Source organism: Massilia sp. MS-15, assembly GCF_020176695.1.
GTDB classification, from domain to species: Bacteria; Pseudomonadota; Gammaproteobacteria; order Burkholderiales; family Burkholderiaceae_D; genus Telluria; species Telluria hydrophila.
The window spans coordinates 13,327-34,828 of record NZ_JAIWIA010000045.1 but is presented as its reverse complement, the minus strand read 5'-3'; the positions used below and the strand labels follow the sequence as shown (position 1 = coordinate 34,828).

Here is a 21,502-nt window from a genome sequence, read left to right as displayed (position 1 = left end):
AATTGATGAAGACTTCGAATCTACATTTAACGATTAAGCCTTACCTGCCTGATGGCCGACAATGGCCGATCTTGCGCGATACATGCGGAATTTTTGAAGCAAATAAAAAAGGCCGGAATCGCCTTTGACGATTCCGCCCTTCTCGGAAAAAAAGGATTTTTTATTGCCCCGGAGCCTTGCCCCAGGATGTTGCGCCAAATACACGGCGATCTTCCGACAGACGCCCCTGGAACAGATAAGCGGCGGAATCCGCATTGCGTCCGCCAAGCACGCCGTCCACCACCATATTATTTCCTACGGCAAACTGGCTATCCACGGAAAAGCGTCCATCTCCCGCCACCGAACCTGATGCATACATATTGAATCGCTCGGCCGCATTTACCAGATCGAAACTGGTGGAAAATTTGCGCTTATCGAAATCAAAACGCAGCTGGCCGTTTTCCAGCGTAGCCTGGACCGGTTGCACGCCCTCCTTGCCGCTATAGATAAAAGCCTCGCTTTCCTGCAGCTGGAAACCCACGCTACCGCGCTGCGGCATCACGAATTCGCCATCGGTGCGCAACAGCGCGTAATCGCCCTTCTGCGTGATCAGGGTGTTGCCTTGTTCCAGCTGCTGCACCAGATCGACCTGGACCGGCCTGTCGGCAATCGCAGCGAAACGGCCCCAGGTCAGGGCGCGCGCGGGCTGGGCCGGCACCGATGGGTCAGGCTTGGCCGGGCCTGCCGGATCCGGATTGACCACGACCGGCGGCCTGGGATCGACCGGCACGGTCGGCGTGTCGGGCTGCGTGACCGGCGCTTCCGGTTCGGGCTGCTGGACAGGCGCTGAATCGCCCGGGTTCTCGCCCGGTTGCTGGGGCTGCGGATTCTGCGGCTGCGGCTGTTGCGGAACCGTCACAGGCGGCGCCTTGACCTGTTCCTGCAGCACCGCCACCTTCTGCGGCGCGATATAGGGTTCCGGCGCGCTCGAGGCGGCGGCCTTGGCCAGCGGCTCGTCCGGGCGCGGCGGCGCCACCACGTCCGGCGTGGCGCCTCCCGTCACCAGCTGGGCCGCACCCTGGCCACGCCGGATCTGCAGCATCTGTCCTTTCTGCGACGCCGACAGTTCGCGGCTGGCCGCGCCCTCGCAGGGGCCGCTGCCCTCGCGCGCGCAGGCGCCGGTAAAGCCGCTGATGGTGATGCCCCCCGACAGCACCGCCACGCTGGAGGTCTGGTCGTCGGTGAACACGGTGAAATCGGTACCGCGCACGCCGATGGCGGCGACCGGCGTATTGAAGCGGAAGTTCTGGCGCGCCAGCTTGACCGCATTGCCCGACTGGGTACGCGCGACGCCGCTCAGCAGTTCGAGCTTGACGCGGGTGTTTGCCGGGTTGACCCGGTCCACGCGGTAGGCCGCGATCCGCGCCTGGGTCTTGGGACGCAGGATGAACAGGCCGTCGTCCAGGGTCTTGATGTAGACGTAGCCATCCGTACCAGTGCTGAGCAGCTCGCCCTCGTTGACGGCCGCTCCCATGACCAGCGGGCGGGCGTCGGCGCGCGCGTCGCCAGCCACGAAAATCACCTTGCCGGCCTCCGCGGCAGATGCAAGCCCGGCTGCCAGCCACAGGCCCACGCATAGTATGGTTCTTTTGATCACGGTTGTTCCCATTTTTTTATCATTATTGTCCGGCACCGGCCCTATCAGTCTGTGACGGCCATCACATTCTCCGCAATAATGAACATGGTGTCTCTACTACCAAAGTAACAATTTCTCTATGGAAGAGATGTGACCGGCTATACTACGCGATTCCTCATTTCTTCCAGAATAATCTTGTTGTCAAAAGTTCAGTTCCCTCGCCGCCATCTGGTGCTGACGCTGGCACGCATTTTCATAGGTGCGGCGGCCTTGCTGCTGGGGGCCTGGACCCTGTCGCCGCCTCCACCTGGAGTGTCGCGTTTTGGCGACGAATGGCTGCGTGACGCCTACCTGCGCCTGAACGAAAGCACCGCCGCGGAGCCGCGCGTGCTGGTGATCGACATCGACGAACCCAGCATGGCGCAGCTGGGCCCCTGGCCCTGGCCGCGCGCGCGCATCGCCGACCTGGTCGAGAAGCTGCTGACCACCTACAAGGCGCGCGGCGTGGCGCTCGACATCATGCTGCCCGAGGCCGGCAAGGACAACGGCGACCAGCGCCTGGCCCTGCTGGCGCGCCACGCGCCGCTGGTGCTGGCCCAGGCCTTCGACTACCACTACATCGGCGCCCGCCTGCGCGACGGCGCGGTCGGCGGTGGCCATCCGGACCGGGACGGACGCGGCGTGGCGGCCAGCGGCTATATCGGCAACCACCCGCTGCTGGCGGCCCAGGCCACCCACGTGGGCAACATCGGCTTCATTCCCGACGAGGATGGGGTGCTGCGCCGGGTACCGCTGCGCACCCGCTTCGAGGGCCGGGTCCACCTGCCGCTGGCTGCCGAGCTGATCAATTGCTGCGCGGGCGGACCGCCGCTGGTGCTACCCGATGCCGATTTCATGCGCGTTTCCTACAAGCGCGACTGGAAAGCCTTCGACGTGATCCCGGCCGCGCGCCTGCTCGACGCCAGCCTGCCCGAAGCCTCCGACATCGACGGCCGCCTGGTGCTGATCGGCTCCTCCGCGCTGGGACAGGCCGACCGCGTGGCCACCCCGCTGGCGGCGCAGCGGCCCGGACTGGGTGTGCAGGCGGCGATGCTGTCCACCCTGCTCGACCACCAGGCCGGGCTCGCGCCACGCCCATGGCCGGGACGCGCCATCGCCCTGCTGTACGCGGCCGCGGTGGCGCTGCTGGCCACGCTCAGCTTCGGCCGGGTGTCGGCCCTGGCCGCGACCCTGCTGCTGGGGGGCGCCGCGGCCGGCTGGCTGCTGCTGGCAATGCCGCTCAGCCAGCACGACCCCAGCCTGGTGACCACCGGCCCGCTGGCGACCTGCCTGTTCCTGCTGCTGGTGGCGGTGCCTTTCCAGTGGCAGCTGACCCAGCAGCGCTCGCACAACCTGCTGGCCGCCCTGCGCCAGTATGTGGCGCGCTCGGTGGTGGACGAGATGCTCAAGCGCGGCCTGACCGACCCGCTGCGTCCGGCACGGCGCGACGTGACCACCCTGGTGGCCGACATGGAAGGCTATACCTCCCAGGTCGAAGCCCTGCCGGTGGAAGAAGCGGCGCGCCTGACGCGCGACTTCCTCGAATGCCTCACCGGCCCGGTGCTGGCGCGCGGCGGCACCCTCGACAAATACACCGGCGACGGCCTGATGGCCTTCTGGGGCGCACCGCTGCCGCTGGCCGACCACGCCGACCTGGCGCTCGACGCCGCCCACGAGATCCTGCGCCGCGTCGCCGCGTTCAGCGCCGCGCGAGTGGCCGCCGGCGGACGGCCGCTGCGGGTGCGCATCGGGGTCGAGAGCGGCGAAGCGATGGCCGGCGACTTCGGCACCAGCGCGCGCTCGATCTACACGGCGGTGGGCGACGGCGTGAACACCGCCGCGCGCCTGGAACAGGCGGCGCGTGACTTCCCGCACGACCTGATCATCGGCGGCGGCACCGTGGCACGCGCTACCCGCCACCGCTTCCTGCCGCTGGGCGAACGCCTGCTGCGCGGCAAGGAACGCGCCACCATGCTGTACACCCTCGACCTGGGCGGCGGTACGGGCACGCGCGCGGCCGTCACGTCCCTGGAGAACACATGAAGGGCCGCATCCTGCCATCGCTGCGCGCATGGTGCGCGGCCGCGCTGCTGGCCCTGCCCTTGCCCCAGGCGGCGGCGCAGGCGAAGGCCGCTCCCGCCCCGGGACTGGACCTGTACCAGCAGGCGCTGCAGGCGATCTCCGAAGGCCGCAACCGCGACGCCAGCGCGATGCTGATGCGCGCCATCGAGAGCGAACCCCTGCATGCCGGTGCCTGGCTCGAACTGGCGCTGCTGCAATGCGCGCTCGGCCATGGCAACGAGGCCGAGCAGCTGTTCCGTACCATCGAGCAGCGCTTCGATCCGCCGCCCGGCATCGTCGAGCTGATCACCCGTTCGCGCGCCCAGGGCTGCTCGGCCTGGCAGCCACAGAGCCAGGTCACGGTCGTGGCGGGACGCGGCATCGACCAGAACGTGAACCAGGGCGCCAGCAACCCGCGCTACACGGTGATCAACGAAGACAAGCCGGCCGAGCTGCTGCTGACCGGGGAATTCCTGCCGCAGCACGACGGCTACAACCTGCTGGCGGCCGAATACCGGCGCGACCTGACCCCGAACGGCACCGTTGGCTTCGTGCAGATGCAAAGCCGCCGCAACGACAGCATGCACAAGTACGACAACAGCGCCCTGACCATGGGTGCCGACAGCGCCTGGCGTTTCGGGCGCTGGACCGCCAGCGCCGGCGGCGCACTGGGCGTGGTGAGCTTCGGCGGCGAACTGTTCCAGCGCCAGCTGCAATTGCAGGGAAGGATGGCCACGCCACTGGCCCTGCCCCTGAAGCCGCAGCTGCAGCTGAGCGCCAACCTGGTGCGCATGCGCTATCCAACCCTGGATAACTTCGACGCCACCAGCGCCGAGTTCAGGAGCCAGCTGGCAATCCGCCATGGCAACGTCAGCGTGAACGCCGGCGCTGCCGTCCAGAGCGACCATGCGAGCGGCGCCCGTCCCGGTGGCGACCGCCGCGGCTGGCAGTTGTCGCTGCAATCGCGCCTGCCGATCGGCGGCCCGCTGAGCGCTGAGCTGGGACTGTCGCAGCAAACCTGGAACAGCGATACGCCTTACGCGCCGGGCCTGATCGACACCGTGCGCCGCCAGCGCACGCGCGTCCTGCGGGCCAGCCTGAGCTATGCGCTGGACCGCAGCAACAGCCTGGTGCTGGAAACGCGCCTGATCCGCAATGCGGAAAACATCTCGATTTTTCAATACAACAACCGCGTACTGCAGCTGGCCTGGCAATGGAACGGCTGGTAGGACCGCACCGCGACGACACGCCCATGACACCCATCCGCCCGCTCGGCACTGCGACCGCCTCCCACGACAACGGCTTCAACCTGGTGCGCCTCGTCTGCGCCCTGCTGGTCGTGGCCTACCATACCTGGATGATGAACCGGGCGGCGCCGCACGCCGATCCGCTGACCCGGCTGCTGGCGCCGAACACCGACCTGGGCGCGCTCGCGGTGGGCGTGTTCTTCGTCATCAGCGGCATGTTCGTCACGCGTAGCTGGATGGGCGACCCGCACCTGGGCCGCTTCGCCCTGCGCCGGGTGGCGCGCATCGTGCCCGGGCTGTTCGCCTGCCTGCTGCTGAGCACGGTGGTGGCGGTGCTGTTCTTTTCCAGCGCCGGCTGGCGCGGCCTGTTCGACGGCGCGCCCTGGCGCTACATCTTCGGCAACACGGTGCTGCATGGCCTGGTCTACCACATTCCGGCGGAAGAGTTGCGCATTCCCGGCGTGCTCGGCGGCCAGGACCTGAACGGTCCGCTCTGGACCCTGTACTGGGAAGGCCGGATGTACGTGATGGTGGCCCTGGTCGGCCTGGCCGCCGCCGCTCCCCTGCGCAGCTGGATGCGCGGCGCCGCCCTGTTCCTGTTGCTCGCCGCCAACCTGTTCCCGGAGGTGGCGAGCGGCTACGTCTGGGAAGTGCGGATGTGGTCGCTGTTCCTGGTCGGGATGCTGCTGCATACCCTGGCGGCGGAGTTGCGCATCGGCTGGCGCCACGTGGGCTGCGCGCTGGCGCTGCTGCTGCTCAACTGGACCCGTTCGGAAGCCCTGACGCCCAGCCCCCTGACCTGGTTCGGCATCGCCCTGCTGGCGGTGAGCCTGGCCCTGTGCGTCGGCAGCCTGCGCTTGTCCTGGGCTGCGCACGTGCAGCGCCACGACTATTCGTATGGCGTGTATATCTGGCACTGGCCGGTGATCATCATGCTGCGCGAAGTGCTGCCGCCGGTCGGCCCGATCGGCCTGAGCCTGGCCACGCTGGCCGTGGTGTTGCCACTGGCGATGCTGAGCTGGCACCTGGTCGAAGCGCCCGCGCTGCGCGCTGCGCGCCGCTGGCTGGGACGCCGTGCGGCCGCACCGGCGCCCGCCTTCGGCGCGGCCGACCGCGCGGCCTGAGCGGCATCAAGGGAGGGGGCTTGCCGCCCCCTGGGCCGCTTCCCCTACAATCGTTGCAGGCACGCGCCACCCACCCTGCATGACCGGCTGGAACCCACCAGAAGCAGGCTCGACCGTATACAATCACGGCTGTCAGAAATTCTGGAAGGGCTGTGCGATCGTGGTGGGAGACATGGTGCTGTTGGGCATGGCCGCGGCAGCCGTATGCATGGGATGCCTGGTTCCGAATCGCTGGCTGCCGCCATTGCCGAACGATAAGTTCCTTCACTTCGCCAGCTTCGCCGTGCTGGCCATGCTGGCGCTGCGCGTGGCGCAGGGCCCTCTGGAGGCGCTGTACTGGCTGCTGGGCCTGCTGGTGGCGGGCTGGCTGATCGAATGCCTGCAGGCACTGGTGCCCGACCGGCGCTTCTGCTGGCGCGACATCGGCGCGAACGCGGCCGGCATCGCGTTCACGGCCGCCGCCGCCCAACTCTACGTGAGCTTTTCCTGAGGACTGCTATCCTCCCCGCACCATGACCGCGACCGCCAAGACCGCCAGTGCCCGCCGGGCTCCCGCCCAGAACGATGCCGCCCTTCCCGAGGAGCGGCAGGTACAGATTCACCTGCGCAAGATTCCCTTGCTGGCCGGCCTGTCTGACGAGGAGATCACCCGCGTCAAGCAGGACGTACGGATCCGCCAGTATGGCAAGCGCGACATCGTCCTGCAAAAGGGCGGCCATGGCGACGGCCTGATGTTCCTGCTGTCCGGCCAGCTGCAGGTGATTGACGTGACCGAGGACGGGCGCGCGATCGGCCTGCGCATGCTGATGCCGGGTGACTTCTTCGGCGAAATCGCCCTGATTAATAATTCGACCCGTTCCGCCTCGGTGGTGGCGATGTCGGATGCGCTGGTGGCCTTCCTGCCGGCCGCCACCGCGATGCACCTGTTCGCGCACTCTCCCTCGGTGGCGACCCAGATGCTGAAGCACCTGGCCCAGAAGATCCAGCGCGACTCCGAATTCCGTTCGCTGCTGAGCATTAACAACACGGCCAAGCGCATCTACACCTACCTGACGCTGATGCAGAAGAACAAGCAGGCCGAGCCGGGCGCCCCGGCCGTCGTCGAGAACCTGCCGACCCACCAGGACATCGCCAACATGATCAATACCAGCCGCGAAACGGTGACGCGGGCGCTCACCGCGCTGGCGCAGCAGGGAATCGTGCAGAAGGATGCACACCGGCTGATCATCATGAAGCCGGACGCGTTGCAGAAGCTGGTGCAGGGATCCTGATGTCCGGCTTGCCCTGCCTTGGGCGTGCTACAGTGTTTACAAGTTCACGTAGGGTGGGCGGGGTAATTTCGGGCAATGCCCGGAATGACAAACGCCCACGCGGTCAATCACGTATTTCTGCCCGCGCGGCATCCTCGCAAACGTGCGTTGACCGCGTGGGCAGGATCTGCCCACCCTACGACACCGAACGGTGACTGTCTTCAATGACAAGGAGGAGATGACGATGAGCACACTAACGGACAAGACCAGCCCTCTTCAACCGGGCATGGGCAAGAGCCTGCGCGTGGTCGCGATGGTGACGGCCGCGATCCTGATGATTCCGCTGGTCGCCATGCAGTTCACGAACGAGGTGGTGTGGACGCCGCTCGACTTCGTTGCCGCCGGCACCCTGCTGGCGATCGCCGGCGTCGCCATGAGCCTTGCCCTGCGCAAGCTGCGCGGCATGCGGGGCCGCCTCGTCGCCCTTGGCCTGATCGGCCTGCTGTTCCTGTATTGCTGGGCAGAGCTGGCGGTCGGGATCTTTACCGATCTCGGCAGCTGAGCGGAATCCCCGGCCTGGATGCAGGATAATCCATGACAAATCAGCCTTAACTAACGACAAGATGTTACACCTGTAACAACGGATTGGCTGTTGGATGAAGTATAATTTTGGGTTCATCCGGCTCCGCCATTCCACATGTTGACAACCTTGACGCACCTTGCCGGGGCGCTGCCAGCGCGGGCCGCCCCATGATCTCGCCACTGATGCTGCGTGGGCTCTGGGCCTACCGCGGTTTCGTGCTGGGCAGCGTCAAGCGCGAATTCCAGTCGAAATACGTGAATGCGATGCTGGGCGCCGTCTGGTCGGTGCTCAGCCCGCTTGCCATGATCCTCGTGTACACCGTGATCTTTTCCGAGGTCATGCGTGCCAAGCTGCCGAACAATGATTCGACGGCCGCCTACTCGATCTACCTGTGCGCCGGCATCCTCACCTGGGGCCTGTTCGCCGAGATCGTCTCGCGCGGCCAGAACATGTTTCTCGAGCAGGCCAACCTGATCAAGAAGATCAGCTTCCCGCGCATCTGCCTGCCGATCATCGTGGTGCTCAACGCCCTGGTGAACTTCGGCATCATCTTCGGCCTGTTCCTCGTGTTCCTGCTCGTGTCCGGCAACTTTCCGGGCATGGTGTTCTTCGCCATCATCCCGGTACTGCTGCTGCAGATCCTGCTGGCCATCGGGCTGGGCATGGTGAGCGGCATCCTGAACGTGTTCTTCCGCGACGTCGGCCAGTTCGTCACCATCGCGATGCAGTTCTGGTTCTGGCTCACGCCCATCGTCTATCCGGCCAGCATCCTGCCGGAAGCGGCCCGTCCGATCCTCCTCTACAACCCGATGGCGGCGGTGGTGCAGGCCCACCAGGCTATCCTGGTCGAAGGCCGCCTGCCCGACTGGAACGCCCTGATCCCGGCCGGCCTGCTGGCCCTGCTGCTGTGCATCCTGGGCCTGCGCCTGTTCCGCAAGCGCTCCGGCGAAATGGTGGACGAACTCTGATGGGCACGATCGTCGTCTCCAAGCTGGGCAAGGCCTACAAGCAGTATCCGACGCGCTGGTCGCGCCTGGCCGAATGGCTGCTGCCGCTGCGCGGGCCGCGCCACCAGCTCAAGTGGGTGCTCACCGATGTCAGCTTCCAGGTCGCGCCGGGCGAAGCCGTGGGGCTGATCGGCATCAACGGCGCCGGAAAGAGCACGCTGCTCAAGCTCATCACCGGCACCACGCAACCCACCACCGGCACCGTGTGGATGCAGGGCCGCGTGGCAGCGCTGCTGGAACTGGGCATGGGCTTCCATCCGGATTTCACGGGGCGCCAGAACGTCTACATGGCCGGCCAGCTGCTGGGCATGACGGTGGACGAGATCAGCGGCCTGATGCCGCAGATCGAGGACTTCGCCGGCATCGGCGAGTACATGGACCAGCCGGTGCGGGTCTACTCGAGCGGCATGCAGATGCGCGTCGCGTTCTCGGTGGCCACCGCGCGCCGGCCGGACATCCTGATCGTCGACGAAGCCCTGTCGGTGGGCGACGCCTACTTCCAGCACAAGTCGTTTGACCGCATCCGCCAGTTCCGCAAGGAGGGCACCACCCTGCTGCTGGTCTCGCACGACAAGCAGGCGATCCAGTCGGTGTGCGACCGCGCCATCCTGCTCGATGGCGGACGCCTGGCGCGCGCGGGCAAGCCGGAAGAGATCATGGACTACTACAACGCCATGATCGCCGAGCGGGAAAACGAGACCGTGCGCCAGAACGCCACGGACGATGGCAAGGTCCAGACCATCTCCGGCACCGGCGAGGCGACCGTGGGCGACATCGCCCTGCTCGACGAGAGCGGCCAGCGGGTCGAGGTGGTGGACGTGGGCGCGGCCGTGACCCTGGAAGTGAAGGTGAAGGCCAAGGCCCCGATCCCGCGCATGGTGCTCGGCTACATGATCAAGGACCGCCTCGGCCAGCCGATGTACGGCACCAATACCCACCTGAAGGGGCTGCCGCTGGAGAACGTCGCGCTAGGGGAAGAGGTGGTGTACCGCTTCGCCTTCCCGATGAACCTCGGCCCCGGCACCTATTCGGTGGCCACCGCGATCGTCAGCACCGAGACCCACCTGGTGAACAACTACGAATGGCGCGACCTGGCGCTGGTGTTCACCGTGATGAACATGCGCCGCCCCCACTTCGAGGGCTCGGCCTGGCTGGACCCGGCCATCGACATCCAACGTACCTGATCGACCCATGAGCTTCATATCCTATTCCCAGAACGGCGAAGACGTGCTGCTGTGGCGTGCCCTCGGACACGTGAAGAACGGCTTCTACATCGACGTCGGCGCCAACGATCCGGAAGAGCATTCGGTCACCAAGGCCTTCTACGACGCCGGCTGGCACGGCGTCAGCATCGAGCCGCTGCCCTCCTTCCATAGCGCTTTCCTGGAACAGCGTCCGCGCGACATCAACCTGGCCATCGCGGCCGGCAGCGGCAACGGCGAGCTGACCCTGTACGACACGCCGCAGGTGCGCGGCTGGGCCTCGCCCGACAAGGCGGTGGCCGAGATGCACCGCGCCGAGGGCCACGAAGTGGCCGAGATCACGGTGCCGGTACGCACCCTGGCCTCGGTGTGCGAGCAATACGTGCAGGGCGAGATCCACTTCCTGAAGATCGACGTCGAGGGCTTCGAGGGCGAAGTGCTGCGCGGGATGGACTTCGCGCGCTGGCGCCCGTGGGTGCTGGTGATCGAGGCCACGCTGCCCAACGGCCGCGACAGCATGCACGAAGCCTGGGACGGCCTGGTCACCGGCCAGCGCTACCGCTACGCCTGGTTCGACGGCCTGAACCGCTACTACGTGGCGGAGGAACACGCCGACCTGCTGGACGCCTTCAGGCTGCCGCCCAACGTGTTCGACGACTACATCTCGCACCACCTGGACAAGGCCTGGGCCGCGGGCGAACAGCTGACCCAGGCCCTGCGCGCTTCCGAGCGCCATGCGGCCGAACTGGCGGTGGCCGTGAACACCACCGCGCGCCAGGCCGAACAGCTGCGCAAGGAAGCCGACCACGCCCTGCTGCGCGCGGACGGCGCCGAGCAGGAAAGGCGCCAGGCCGACCAGGAAAGGCGCGAAGCCGAACTGGCGCGCCGCCAGGCCGAGCACGACCGCCGCCAGGCCGAGCTCGGGCTGGCGGCCGCCGACCGCGGCCGGCTGGAAGCGGAAAAAGCGGCGCTCAATGCCGAGCACGCGACGCGCCAGGCCGAGGAGCAGGCCGAGCAGCTGCGGATACGCACCGAGGCCGAACTGGTTTCCCTGCGCAGCCAGGCGGAGGCCGAGAAAGCGGCCCTGCAGGCCGCGCTGGCCGACTCGCTGGCCAGCAGCCACCACCTGAGCGAATGGGCGCACGGCATCGAGCGCGATCTGCTGGCCACCCGCGCCAGCACGTCCTGGCGCCTGACGGCGCCGCTGCGCGCAGCCGGTCTGCTGGTGCACCACCTGCGCCGGCAGCGCCCGTCCGCCCTGGTACGGCGCGCGCTCAACCGCATTACCGGCAACGAGCGCCTGCGCCGGCTCCTGATCCCGGTCCTGCTGCGCTACCCGCGCCTGGGCCAGCGCGTCAGCGCCTCGCTGTCCGCGATCAGGCAGGCCGCGCCCGACCCGGTGGCGGCGCCGCAGATGGCCGCCGCCGTGGCTGCCGTGACAGCCGCCGTTCCCGATGAATTCAAGGGCTTGCCGGTCTCGGTGCGCACGGCCATGGCCGACCTGCGCCGCGCCCGCGCCAGCCACCCCGCCCGTCCAGCCGGTTGACCAGCATGCGTATCGTTTTCGACTTCCTCGACCTGGCGGCGCGCGACGCGTCCGCCGCCCTCCAGCTGGCCCAGGCGCTGGCCAGGGAACTTGTGCATCCGATGCGGCTGGTGATCGCCGCCCCGCTGGCCGACGCCGACTGGCTGCAGACCCTGCGCCTGGCCTGCGCCGCACTGCCGGTGCAGGTGCGCGCCTTCGACCTGCCGGCCACGGGCGCGCCGCGCGCCGCCCTGCGCGAACATGCGCTGGCCGGCCTGGCGCCGGACATCGTGCTGCTGCCTGCCGCCACCGCCCCTGCCACTGGCCTGCCGTTTCCCGTACTCGCCTGCGATCCGGCCATGGCCGACGCCAGCGGCCTGCTGGCGCAGCTGGCCGCCACCGCGGCGCAGCAGGCGGCCGCGCCCGCTGGCCGCAAGCCGCGCCTGGCCTATGTGTCGCCGCTGCCGCCGGCCCGCTCCGGCATCGCCGACTACAGCGCGGAACTGATACCGGAACTGGCGAAGTACTACGAGATCGAGCTGGTGGTCGACCAGGACCAGGGCCAGGTCGACGACCGCCGCCTCGACGGTTACCCGCTGCGCAGCCCGGACTGGCTGCGCGCGCATGCCGACAGCTGCGAGCGCGTGCTCTACCACGTCGGCAATTCGCACGCGCACCAGCACATGTTCGAACTGCTGCGCGAGGTGCCGGGCATCGTCGTGCTGCACGACTTCTACCTGTCCGGCGTGCTCGACAACCTGGAGCGCGAAGCCTATCTGCCGAACGGCTTCATGAAGGCGCTGTACGAATCGCACGGCTACACCGGCCTGCTGGCCCACCGCAAGGAAGGGCGCAACCCCGCGATCTGGGCCTTCCCGGTCAACAAGGGCGTGCTCGACAGCGCGGATGGCGTCATCGTCCACGCCGATTTCTCGAAAGAACTGGCCACGCGCTGGTATGGCGAAGGCGCGGCCAAGGGCTGGCGCACCATCCCGCTGCTGCGCGGCCGCCAGAATGCGACGGCGCTGCCGGAGGCGCGCGCCGCTGCCCGCGCGCGCCTGGGCCTGGCCGAGGACGACTTCCTGGTGACCAGCTTCGGCATGCTGGGCCGCACCAAGCTCAACGAGGAACTGCTGGATGCCTTCCTGGCCTCGCCGCTGGCGCAAGACCCGCGCTGCCGCCTGGTGTTCGTCGGCGAGAACGACCCCGGCCTGTACGGCGCCGGCCTGGTGCGCACCATCGGCGCCAGCGCGGCCGCGCAACGCATCAAGGTGAGCGGCTTCGTCGACGCCGGCACCTACGCCGACTACCTGGCCGCCAGCGACTGCGCGGTACAGCTGCGCACTTCGACCCGCGGCGAGACCTCGGCCTCGGTGCTCGACTGCCTGCTGTACGGCATTCCGACGATCGTCAACGCGCATGGTTCCACCGCCTCGATCGACGACGCGCTGCTGCTCAAGCTGCCCGATGCATTCAGCCGCGAAGAGCTGGCCGCCGCGCTGGCGCGCCTGCGCGGCGAACCTGCGCTGCGCGCGGAACTGGCGGCGCGCGCGCTGGCGCACATGGCGCGCGAACACGCGCCGGCCCACGTCGGCCGCCTGTATGCCGAGGCCATCGAGGATTGCGCGCGCCTGGGCCGCGCCAGCAGCTATCGCAAGGTGGTGCGCGCCTGCGCGCCCCACTTCGACGACCACGAATTGCCGCCGCTGGCCGCCGCGATCGCCTTCAACCGCGCGCCCCAGGCGCCGCGCCAGCTGCTGGTGGACGTCTCGGCCGTGGTGCAGTCCGACCTCAAGACCGGCATCCAGCGCGTGGTGCGCAGCATCCTGCTGTCGCTCATCGCCGATCCGCCGCCGGGCTTCCGGATCGAGCCGGTGTATTCGCACGGCGGCAACCGCAGCTACCAGTACGCCCGCCAGTTCGGCCTGCAGATGGTCGGAGAAGGCAACAACGGCGCGCTGCTGATGGAAGACGCGCCGGTCGAGCTGCGCCCGGGCGACGTGTTCTTCGGCCTCGACCTGTTCACCAACGGCACCTCGCAGAACGAACAGCTGCTGCTGTCGATGCGCGACCGCGGCGTCGGCATCTATTTCGTGGTGTTCGACATCCTGCCGATGCTGCGTCCGGACGTCTTCCCCTTCGGCACCGAACAGTACTTCGGCGACTTCCTGCGCACCGTGCACAAGGTCTCGGACGGCGTGCTGTGCATCTCGCGCGCGGTGGCCGACGAACTGGCGGCCTGGATCGCCAGCCAGGGCTTACACCGCCGCGCGCCTTTGAGGCTCGGCCACTTCCACCTGGGCGCCGACATCGACGCCAGCGCGCCCAGCTTCGGCCTGCCGCCGGACGCCGACCAGGTGCTGGCCGCCCTCACCCAGCGCCCCAGCTTCCTGATGGTCGGCACGGTGGAGCCGCGCAAGGGCCATACGCAGTCGCTGGACGCCTTCGAACTGCTGTGGCAGCGCGGCGTGGACGTCAACCTGGTGGTGGTCGGCAAGCAGGGCTGGATGATGGAAAAGCTGTGCGAGCGCATGGCTGCGCATCCGGAAGCGGGCCGCCGCCTGTTCTGGATGAACGGCATCTCGGACGAGATGCTGCTCAAGCTGTATGGCGGCGCCGCGGCCCTGCTGTCGCCGTCGGAAGGCGAAGGCTTCGGTTTGCCGCTGATCGAGGCGGCCCAGCACGGCATCCCGATCATCGCGCGCAGCCTGCCGGTGTTCCGCGAAGTGGCGGGCGAGCACGCCTATTACTTCGACGGCCTGGCGCCGCGCGACCTGGCCGACGCCGTCGCCGCCTGGCTCGACCTGCAGCGCGCCGGCCAGGCCCCGCAATCGACCGGCATGCCCTGGCTGACCTGGGACCAGAGCGCACAGCAGGTGCTTGACGGCCTGGTGCGCCAGCAGTGGTACCGCGTGCTGCCCGGCACCGATGCGCCCGATGCGTGAGCCCGGCGGCGCGCTGGCCGCGGCCCGGGCGCCTGGCATCGCGCGCCCGCTGGTCGTCGACCTCGATGGCACCCTGATCCATTCCGACCTGCTGTGGGAATCGATCGTGCTGTTCCTCAAGCAGCACCTGCTGCGCGCGTGGCTGCTGCCGTTCTGGCTGCTGGCGGGCAAGGCCGGCTTCAAGGCGAAGCTGGCGCACGCGGTCACGCTCGACCCGGCCGCCCTGCCCTATGACGCGGCGGTGCTGGCGCTGCTGCGCGCCGAGCGCGCGCGCGGACGCACGCTGGTGCTGGCCACCGGCAGCCAGCAGCGCTTCGCGCAGCAGGTCGCGGACCACCTCGGCCTGTTCGACCTGGTGCTGTCCACTGGCGACGGCATCAATCTCACCTCCCACGACAAGGCGCGCAGGCTCACCGGGCTGTATGGCGCCCAGGGCTACGACTACCTTGGCAACGCGCGCGCCGACCTGCCGGTGTGGCTGGACTGCGCCGAGGCGCTGTCGGTGACCCACCGGCCCTTCCGCCTGGCCGACGGGCGCACTACCCTCCATTGCGGCAGCGTGCGCGCCCATCCCCTGCCGGCCCTGTTCAAGGCGCTGCGTCCGCGCCAGTGGCTGAAGAACCTGCTGGTGTTCGTGCCGATGCTGGCCGGCCATGCGCTCGACCTGCCCGCGTTCACGGCCTCGCTGGTCGCTTTCCTCGCGTTCTCGCTGTGCGCCTCCAGTGCCTACCTGCTCAACGACGCGCTCGACGCCCAGGACGACCGCGTGCATCCGACCAAGCACACGCGCCCGATCGCCGCCGGCGCGCTGCCGCTGCCGCTGGCCCTGGGCGCCAGCCCGCTGCTGGCAGGCGGCGCGCTGCTGCTGTGCGCCTCGTTCGATTTGCTCCTGCTGGCCGCGGTCGGCGTGTATTTCGCCAGCACCCTGGCCTATTCGCTGGTCCTGAAGCGCCTGCTGATGGTGGACATCGTGGCGCTCGCCATCCTGTACAGCCTGCGCGTGCTGGGCGGGGCCGCCGCGACCGGCATCGCACCCTCGTTCTGGCTGCTGGCGTTTTCCTTCTTCGTGTTCCTGAGCCTGGCCCTGCTCAAGCGCCACAGCGAACTGGTCAACCTGCAGCAGCGCGGCAAGGACAAGACCCGCGGGCGCGGCTACACGGTCGAGGACCGGATACCGGTGGCCATGATGGGCGTGAACAGCGCCTTCCTGTCGGTGCTGGTGTTCATGTTGTACTTCAATTCCGGCAATGTGCTGGACCTGTACCGCAGCCCGGCCTGGCTGGCCGGGATCCTGCCGCTGCTGGTGTTCTGGCTCGGCCGCCTGTGGGTGCTGTCCTTCCGCGGCCAGGTCAACGAAGACCCGGTCCTGTACGTGAGCAAGGACCGGACCAGCCTGGCCGTCGTGGCCTGCTGCCTCGCCCTCGCCCTCCTCGCCACTTTCTGAATCCATGCAGACTCCAGCCTCCCTTTCCCCTACCCCGGCCTGGCGCTTCCCGCTCCTGGTGGCGCTGGCGCTGGCCGCGCTGCTGGCCATGTACAAGCCCTACTACGGCGGCGACGTGGTCGAGTACACGCTGGCCACGGTGGCGATCGCCGACCATGGCTCGCCCGACATCCGCCTGGAAGACATCGCGCGCGTGCGCGCCCTGCTGCCGGGCATGTTCACCGAACCCTTCGACCTGCTGGAACAGGGCATGCGCGCCGGCGAGCAGAAGCTCTACGCCGCCTTCGTGCGCGGACGCGAGGGCAGCGTGTTCCCGGTCCACTACTTCGGCTATTCGCTGCTGGCGGCCGGACCCTTCAAGCTGTTCGAGGCGCTCGGCATCCCGCCCTTCAAGGCCTTCCAGGCGGTGAACCTGCTGGCCGTGTTCGCGCTGGCGCTGGCGCTGCGCCGCTTCTTCGGTTCGGAAACCAAGGCCTGGCTGGGCCTGGGCCTGTTCATGCTGTGCGGCGGCGTGCTCTACCTGCACTGGAGCAGCCCGGAATGCGTCAGCGCCGCCTGCCTGCTGGCCGGCCTGCTGCTGTATGCCAGCGGCGCGCCGGTCGCGGGCAGCCTGCTGGCCGGACTGGCCGCGCAGCAGAACCCGACCATCGTGTTCTTCTTCGTGTTCGCCCCGCTGTTCAAGCTGTGGCTCGACTACGAGCGCGCGCTGGGCCCCGGCGCCAACCTGCGCGCCCAGCTCACGCGCCGCAACCTGGCCGGCCTGGCCGCCGGCGCCGCGCTGTTCGCCCTGCCGCCGCTGTTCAACCTGTGGCAGTTCGGCGTGCCCAACATCATCGCCCGGCTGTTCTCCGACCCGGGCCTGGTCGGCGCCACCCGCCTGGCGTCGTTCTACTTCGACCTGAACCAGGGCATGATCATCGGCGTGCCGGGCCTGGTGCTGGCGCTGCTGGTGCTGGTGCTGCCGGTGCTGCAACCGCGCGCGGACGGACGGGCGCGCGGCGCGCTGCTGCTGGCGGCGCTGCTGACGCTGGCGCTGGCGCTGCCGGCGCTGGCGGTGCTGAACTGGAACTCCGGTGCGGCCGGCGTGATGCGCTATGCCTTCTGGGCCGCGATGCCCTTGCTGTTCGCGCTGCTGGTGCTGCTGCGCCGCCTGCCGCGCTGGCCTGTGAGACTGCAGGTGGTGCTGGCCGGCCTGGCCGCGGTCCAGGCCGTGGCCATGCTGCACGCCCAGCGCTACGACTACGTGCATTTCAGCCCGGCCGCGGTGCGCATGCTGACCTGGGCGCCGCAGTACTACCATCCGGAACCGGAAATCTTCGCCGAGCGCGCCGGCAACCACGACAACTACATCCAGCCCGACAAGCACTACGTGCTGCAGCGCGAGGGCGTGGCCGTGAAGACCCTGGTGCACGCGTCCAACCTGCAGCTCGACGCGCAGCTATGCGGCCAAGGCGCGCGCCTGGCGCCGGACCTGCCGGTCACGCCGAGCGCCTACGGCTGGCGCTACATCGACGGCCCGCTGCGCTGCGTGGCCGGCAGCCAGCCGCAGCGCAGCTTCCAGTACGATGCCTTCAAGGCCGGCACGGCCGCCGCCCTGGTCTCGGGCTGGAGCACGCTGGAGGCGAACGGCCCGGGCTGGAACGGCGCCTGGTCGCTTGGCACCCGCTCGCGCGTGCGCCTGCAGCTCGAAGGCGGCCCGGCCGAGTCCCTCCTGATCGCCGGCCACTACCTGGCGCCGAACCGCCAGACCCGGGTCGTCGTGAACGGCCAGGACCTCGGCTGGCAGGCGCTCGACCAGGCCGGCCTGCTGCCGCTGCCGCCGGCCGCCCGCGCGGCCACCCTCGACATCGAACTCGAACACGCCACGCCGCAGGCGCCCGGTCCGGGCGACCCGCGCCCGCTCGCCTTCTTCCTGCGCGAGATCAGCGTGCGTCAAATCCCTGGCAAACCATGAACGCTCCCGACAACCTTACCGTGAACCATCCCCTCACCCCCGCCTCGCGCGACGCGGCCGACGCGGTCGCGGTCGTGATCCCCAGCTACAAGGTGACGCGCCACATCCTGGGCGTGATCGCAGGCATCGGCCCGGAAGTCGCCCGCATCTACGTGGTCGACGACAAGTGCCCGGACGGCAGCGGCGCCTTCGTGCGCGAGCACTGCGTTGATCCGCGCGTGGTGGTGCTGGAACACGCCGAGAACCAGGGCGTGGGCGGCGCCGTGATGACCGGCTACCGCGCGGCCATCGCCGACGGCGCCAGGGTGATGGTCAAGATCGACGGCGACGGCCAGATGGACGGCAGCCTGATCCCGGCCTTCATCGGCCCGATCCTGGCCGGCGAAGCCGACTACACCAAGGGCAACCGCTTCTTCAACCTGGAGCGCCTGGGCGCGATGCCGCCGCTGCGCCTGTTCGGCAATGCCGTGCTGTCGCTGATGACCAAGCTGTCTTCCGGCTACTGGGACCTGTTCGACCCGACCAACGGCTATACCGCGATTCACGCCGACTGCGCGCGCTACCTGCCTTTCGAGAAGATCAGCAAGCGCTACTTCTTCGAATCCGACATGCTGTTCCGCCTGAACATCCTGGGCGCGGTGGTGGCCGACGTGCCGATGGACGCCGTGTACGGCGACGAGGTCAGCAACCTCAAGATCTCGAAGATCGTCACCGAATTCTTCACCAAGCACGTGCGCAACTTCGGCAAGCGCATCTTCTACAACTACTACCTGCGCAACATGTCGGTGGCCTCGATCGAGCTGCCGCTGGGCGTGCTGCTCACGCTGTTCGGGGCCGGCTACGGCCTGGCGCACTGGATCGCCTCGGCCCGCTCGCACGTCGAGACCCCGGCCGGCACCGTGATGCTGGCGGCGCTGCCGGTGATCATGGGCGTGCAGCTGATCCTGGCCTTCCTGGCGCACGACGTGGCCTCGGTGCCGCGCCGTCCGCTGCACAAGAAGACCCTGTACCGCAGCACACCATGAGCCCGGCCAGGATCGCTTCGAAATTCGCCTCGCGCCAGTTCCTGCTGTACGTCACCGGCGGCGTGCTGAGCGCTCTGGTGGACATCGGCCTGCTGCAGCTGCTGCTGCAGGCGGGCATGCACTACACGGCGGCCGCCAGCGCCGGCTTCGCGGCCGGCCTGCTGGTCAACTTCGCCTTCCATAGCGGCGTGACCTTTTCCGCCTCGGCCAATCCGGGCAGCCTGGCGCGCTACCTGTGCCTGGTGGGCCTGAACTACCTCCTGACCCTGGGCTGCGTCGCGCTGGCCCAGGCCACACTGGACAACCCGCTGGCCGGGAAGCTGCTGTCGCTGCCGCTGGTGACGGTCAACGGCTTCCTGCTCGGCAAATACTGGATCTTCAAATGACGCAGTCCGTCATCGACAAGCAGGCGCGCAGCCGCCTCCCCGCCCTGCTCCTGGCCGCCGGCATGGCGCTGGTGGCCTGGTACCTGATGCAGCGCACGCTCGGCCTGTATCCGGGCGTGTTCGTGGACGAGTGGTACTACAGCAAGATGGCGCGCCTGGTGCCGCTGTCCGAAGCGGTGCTGCCTTCCTACCTGTACCTGCTGGTGTTCAGCGCCAGCAGCGCCTGCGGCCCTGGCTTCCTCGATTGCGCGCGCATCGGCAACGTGCTGTTCCATGTCGGCGCCGCGCCCTTCCTGTACCTGGTCGCGCGGCGCGTGGTGCCGGCGCCGCTGGCCTGCGCCGTGGCCCTGCTGGCCCTGCTCGCGCCGCTGAACCTGTACACCAGCTTCTTCATGCCGGAATCGATGTACTTCTTCGGCTTTGCCGTGCTGGCCTGGGTGGCGCTGGCCGGCATGGCCTGGCGCCCCTGGCGTCACGCGCTGGCCGCTGGCGCCGTGCTTGGCCTGATGAGCCTGGTAAAAGTGCACGCCGTGTTCCTGCTGCCGGCCCTGTGCCTGTTCCTGGTGTACGCGGCCTGGAGCCGCGCCCAGCCGACGCGCCAGCCCTGGCTGGCACACGGAGTCGGCGCGGCGCTGCTGGCGGCGCTCACCGCCGCCGCCATCAAGCTCCTGCTCGGCTGGCTGCTGGCGGGCGAGAACGGCCTGACCCTGTTCGGCGCCTTCTATGGCGCCGGCGCCAGCTCGGCCTCGCAGCACAGCCTGCTGTCGCGCCTGTTCCCGGCCTCGGTCAGCGCGCGCGGGCATGCGATGGCGCTGGCGGTGCTGCTGGCCTTCCCGCTGGCGGCGCTGCTGCACGCGCTGCTGCGCCCCGCCACCTACCGCGCCGCCGATCCGCTCGGGCCGCTCGCCGTGTTCACCGCCCTCAGCTTCGGCTCGGCCCTCGGCCTGGCCGTGCTGTACACCGCCTCGATCGCCAACGACGGGCCGCTGGAGGGCCTGCGCCTGCATTCGCGCTACTACAGCTTCGCGCTGCCGCTGCTGCTGGTGGTGGGCGCCGCCGCGACCCGCGCGCAGGACGACAAGCCGGTGCGCCGCCTGCTGCGGGCGGCCATCGTCGTGCTGCTGGGCGCCCTGCTGGCGGGGGCCTGGATCCGCCTGCCCGGCTTCGATCCGCGCATCACCGACAGTCCGGAATTCACGGCCCTGGTACAGCGCGAACCCCTGGTGATCACCCTGTTCCTGCTGCAGGCCCTGCTGCTGGTGGCGTGGCTGCGCTGGCGCCGCGCCGCGGCCTGGGGCTTCGTGCTGCTGGCCCTGCCGCTGGCGCTGCACCTGACCGACGTCGAGGTGCGCACCTACCTGGGCCACCTGGCGGCCCCCGCTCCAGCCGACCGCGCCGGCCTCGCCGCGCGCGACGCGATTCCACTGGCCGAGCGCGGCGACACCATGATCGTCGCGAATGGCGCCGACCTGTTCCGCACCCAGTTCTACATCGACACCCCGGAACTGACCCTGCTCGACCTGCCCGATGGCGCCCCGGTCGAAGCCTACCGCCTGCCCAGTGGCGCGCGCTGGCTGGTGGCGGTCGGCAGCCACGGGCTGCCGCCAGGCCTGCAGCCGACCGTGGCCGGCGACGGCTTCGCCATCGTCAAGCTGCCGCGCCCGCAGCGCAGCCGCATCGGCGAGTATGCCTTCAATGTCGCGCCCGGCCCCGGCCAACTGGTGCAGGCCGCCAGCGGGCTGGCCAATGTCGAGCCCTGGGGCCGCTGGTCGGAAGGCAAGCGGGTCGAACTCCAGTTCGCCCGGCCGCTGCCGGCACGCCTGACGGTGGTGCTGACCGCCGGCGCCTTCGGCCCCAACATCGGCGAAGCCTTCGTGCTGCGCGCGGGCGAAGCCGAGGCCAGCTTCCGCCTGCCCTGGGAAGCGCGCGAGATCGTGCTCGACCTGGACACCGACGGCCGCCAGCAGAGCCTGGTCATCGAGGTGCCGCATCCGAAGCGCCCGAGTGAACTGGGCAACTCCACCGATACGCGCGCGCTGGGCATTTCGCTGACCCGCCTGCGCATCGAGGAAAGGACCAGCGCGCCATGACGGAC

At 68.8% G+C, this 21,502-nt stretch carries 16 protein-coding genes; 15 read left to right on the top strand and 1 reads right to left on the bottom strand.

All coding sequences use genetic code 11. From position 1 onward, the window contains the following. Positions 1 to 160: 160 nt before the first annotated feature. Entirely contained in the window at positions 161 to 1,636 is a 1,476-nt protein-coding gene (locus LCI23_RS17315; RefSeq protein WP_224947699.1) for a FecR family protein, read from the bottom strand. Between the two features lie 249 nt (positions 1,637 to 1,885). Here LCI23_RS17315 and LCI23_RS17310 point away from each other — a divergent pair, with 249 nt between their 5' ends. The 15 genes from LCI23_RS17310 (at position 1,886) to LCI23_RS17240 (ending at position 21,497) form a co-directional block, all read left to right on the top strand. Then, positions 1,886 to 3,697 (top strand): CHASE2 domain-containing protein, encoded by a 1,812-nt coding sequence (locus LCI23_RS17310; protein WP_224947698.1) that lies wholly within the window; start codon positions 1,886 to 1,888, stop codon positions 3,695 to 3,697. Beyond that, the gene (locus tag LCI23_RS17305; RefSeq protein ID WP_224947697.1) at positions 3,694 to 4,944 is read left to right on the top strand and encodes a tetratricopeptide repeat protein; all 1,251 of its coding nucleotides are present in this window, start codon (positions 3,694 to 3,696) and stop codon (positions 4,942 to 4,944) included. The genes LCI23_RS17310 and LCI23_RS17305 overlap by 4 nt, the downstream gene beginning before the upstream one ends. Before the next feature lie 23 nt (positions 4,945 to 4,967). After that, positions 4,968 to 6,086 carry an acyltransferase gene (locus tag LCI23_RS17300; protein ID WP_224947696.1) on the top strand — a complete coding sequence of 373 codons (1,119 nt, stop codon included), beginning with the start codon at positions 4,968 to 4,970 and terminating at the stop codon, positions 6,084 to 6,086. A gap of 79 nt (positions 6,087 to 6,165) precedes the next feature. Further along, complete coding sequence (locus tag LCI23_RS17295; protein WP_224947695.1) at positions 6,166 to 6,576, top strand: VanZ family protein; 411 nt, start codon at positions 6,166 to 6,168, stop codon at positions 6,574 to 6,576. 22 nt (positions 6,577 to 6,598) lie between these two features. Next, entirely contained in the window at positions 6,599 to 7,357 is a 759-nt protein-coding gene (locus tag LCI23_RS17290) for a Crp/Fnr family transcriptional regulator (protein WP_224947694.1), read from the top strand. A 223-nt stretch (positions 7,358 to 7,580) separates the two neighbouring features. Beyond that, the gene (locus tag LCI23_RS17285) at positions 7,581 to 7,898 is read left to right on the top strand and encodes a hypothetical protein (RefSeq protein ID WP_224947693.1); all 318 of its coding nucleotides are present in this window, start codon (positions 7,581 to 7,583) and stop codon (positions 7,896 to 7,898) included. A 188-nt stretch (positions 7,899 to 8,086) separates the two neighbouring features. Further along, positions 8,087 to 8,887, top strand: a complete 801-nt coding sequence (locus LCI23_RS17280) for an ABC transporter permease (protein ID WP_307727738.1) — start codon at positions 8,087 to 8,089, stop codon at positions 8,885 to 8,887. Continuing rightward, entirely contained in the window at positions 8,887 to 10,110 is a 1,224-nt protein-coding gene (locus LCI23_RS17275; protein WP_224947692.1) for an ABC transporter ATP-binding protein, read from the top strand. The genes LCI23_RS17280 and LCI23_RS17275 overlap by 1 nt, the downstream gene beginning before the upstream one ends. Before the next feature lie 7 nt (positions 10,111 to 10,117). Next, positions 10,118 to 11,674, top strand: coding sequence for an FkbM family methyltransferase (locus LCI23_RS17270; RefSeq protein WP_224947691.1), 1,557 nt, complete (start codon positions 10,118 to 10,120; stop codon positions 11,672 to 11,674). A gap of 5 nt (positions 11,675 to 11,679) precedes the next feature. Continuing rightward, positions 11,680 to 14,598 carry a glycosyltransferase gene (locus LCI23_RS17265; RefSeq protein ID WP_224947690.1) on the top strand — a complete coding sequence of 973 codons (2,919 nt, stop codon included), beginning with the start codon at positions 11,680 to 11,682 and terminating at the stop codon, positions 14,596 to 14,598. Continuing rightward, the gene (locus tag LCI23_RS17260; RefSeq protein ID WP_224947689.1) at positions 14,582 to 16,042 is read left to right on the top strand and encodes a UbiA family prenyltransferase; all 1,461 of its coding nucleotides are present in this window, start codon (positions 14,582 to 14,584) and stop codon (positions 16,040 to 16,042) included. Before LCI23_RS17265 ends, LCI23_RS17260 begins: the two co-directional genes overlap by 17 nt. 4 nt (positions 16,043 to 16,046) lie before the next feature. Next, a complete protein-coding gene (locus LCI23_RS17255) occupies positions 16,047 to 17,996 on the top strand; it encodes a hypothetical protein (protein ID WP_224947688.1) in 1,950 nt (649 codons plus the stop codon). Next, positions 17,993 to 19,021: a glycosyltransferase family 2 protein gene (locus tag LCI23_RS17250; RefSeq protein WP_224947687.1), complete on the top strand. Its 1,029-nt coding sequence runs from the start codon at positions 17,993 to 17,995 to the stop codon at positions 19,019 to 19,021. The genes LCI23_RS17255 and LCI23_RS17250 overlap by 4 nt, the downstream gene beginning before the upstream one ends. Next, entirely contained in the window at positions 19,018 to 19,407 is a 390-nt protein-coding gene (locus LCI23_RS17245; RefSeq protein WP_224947686.1) for a GtrA family protein, read from the top strand. Before LCI23_RS17250 ends, LCI23_RS17245 begins: the two co-directional genes overlap by 4 nt. Beyond that, complete coding sequence (locus LCI23_RS17240; RefSeq protein ID WP_224947685.1) at positions 19,404 to 21,497, top strand: glycosyltransferase family 39 protein; 2,094 nt, start codon at positions 19,404 to 19,406, stop codon at positions 21,495 to 21,497. The genes LCI23_RS17245 and LCI23_RS17240 overlap by 4 nt, the downstream gene beginning before the upstream one ends. Positions 21,498 to 21,502: the final 5 nt, after the last annotated feature.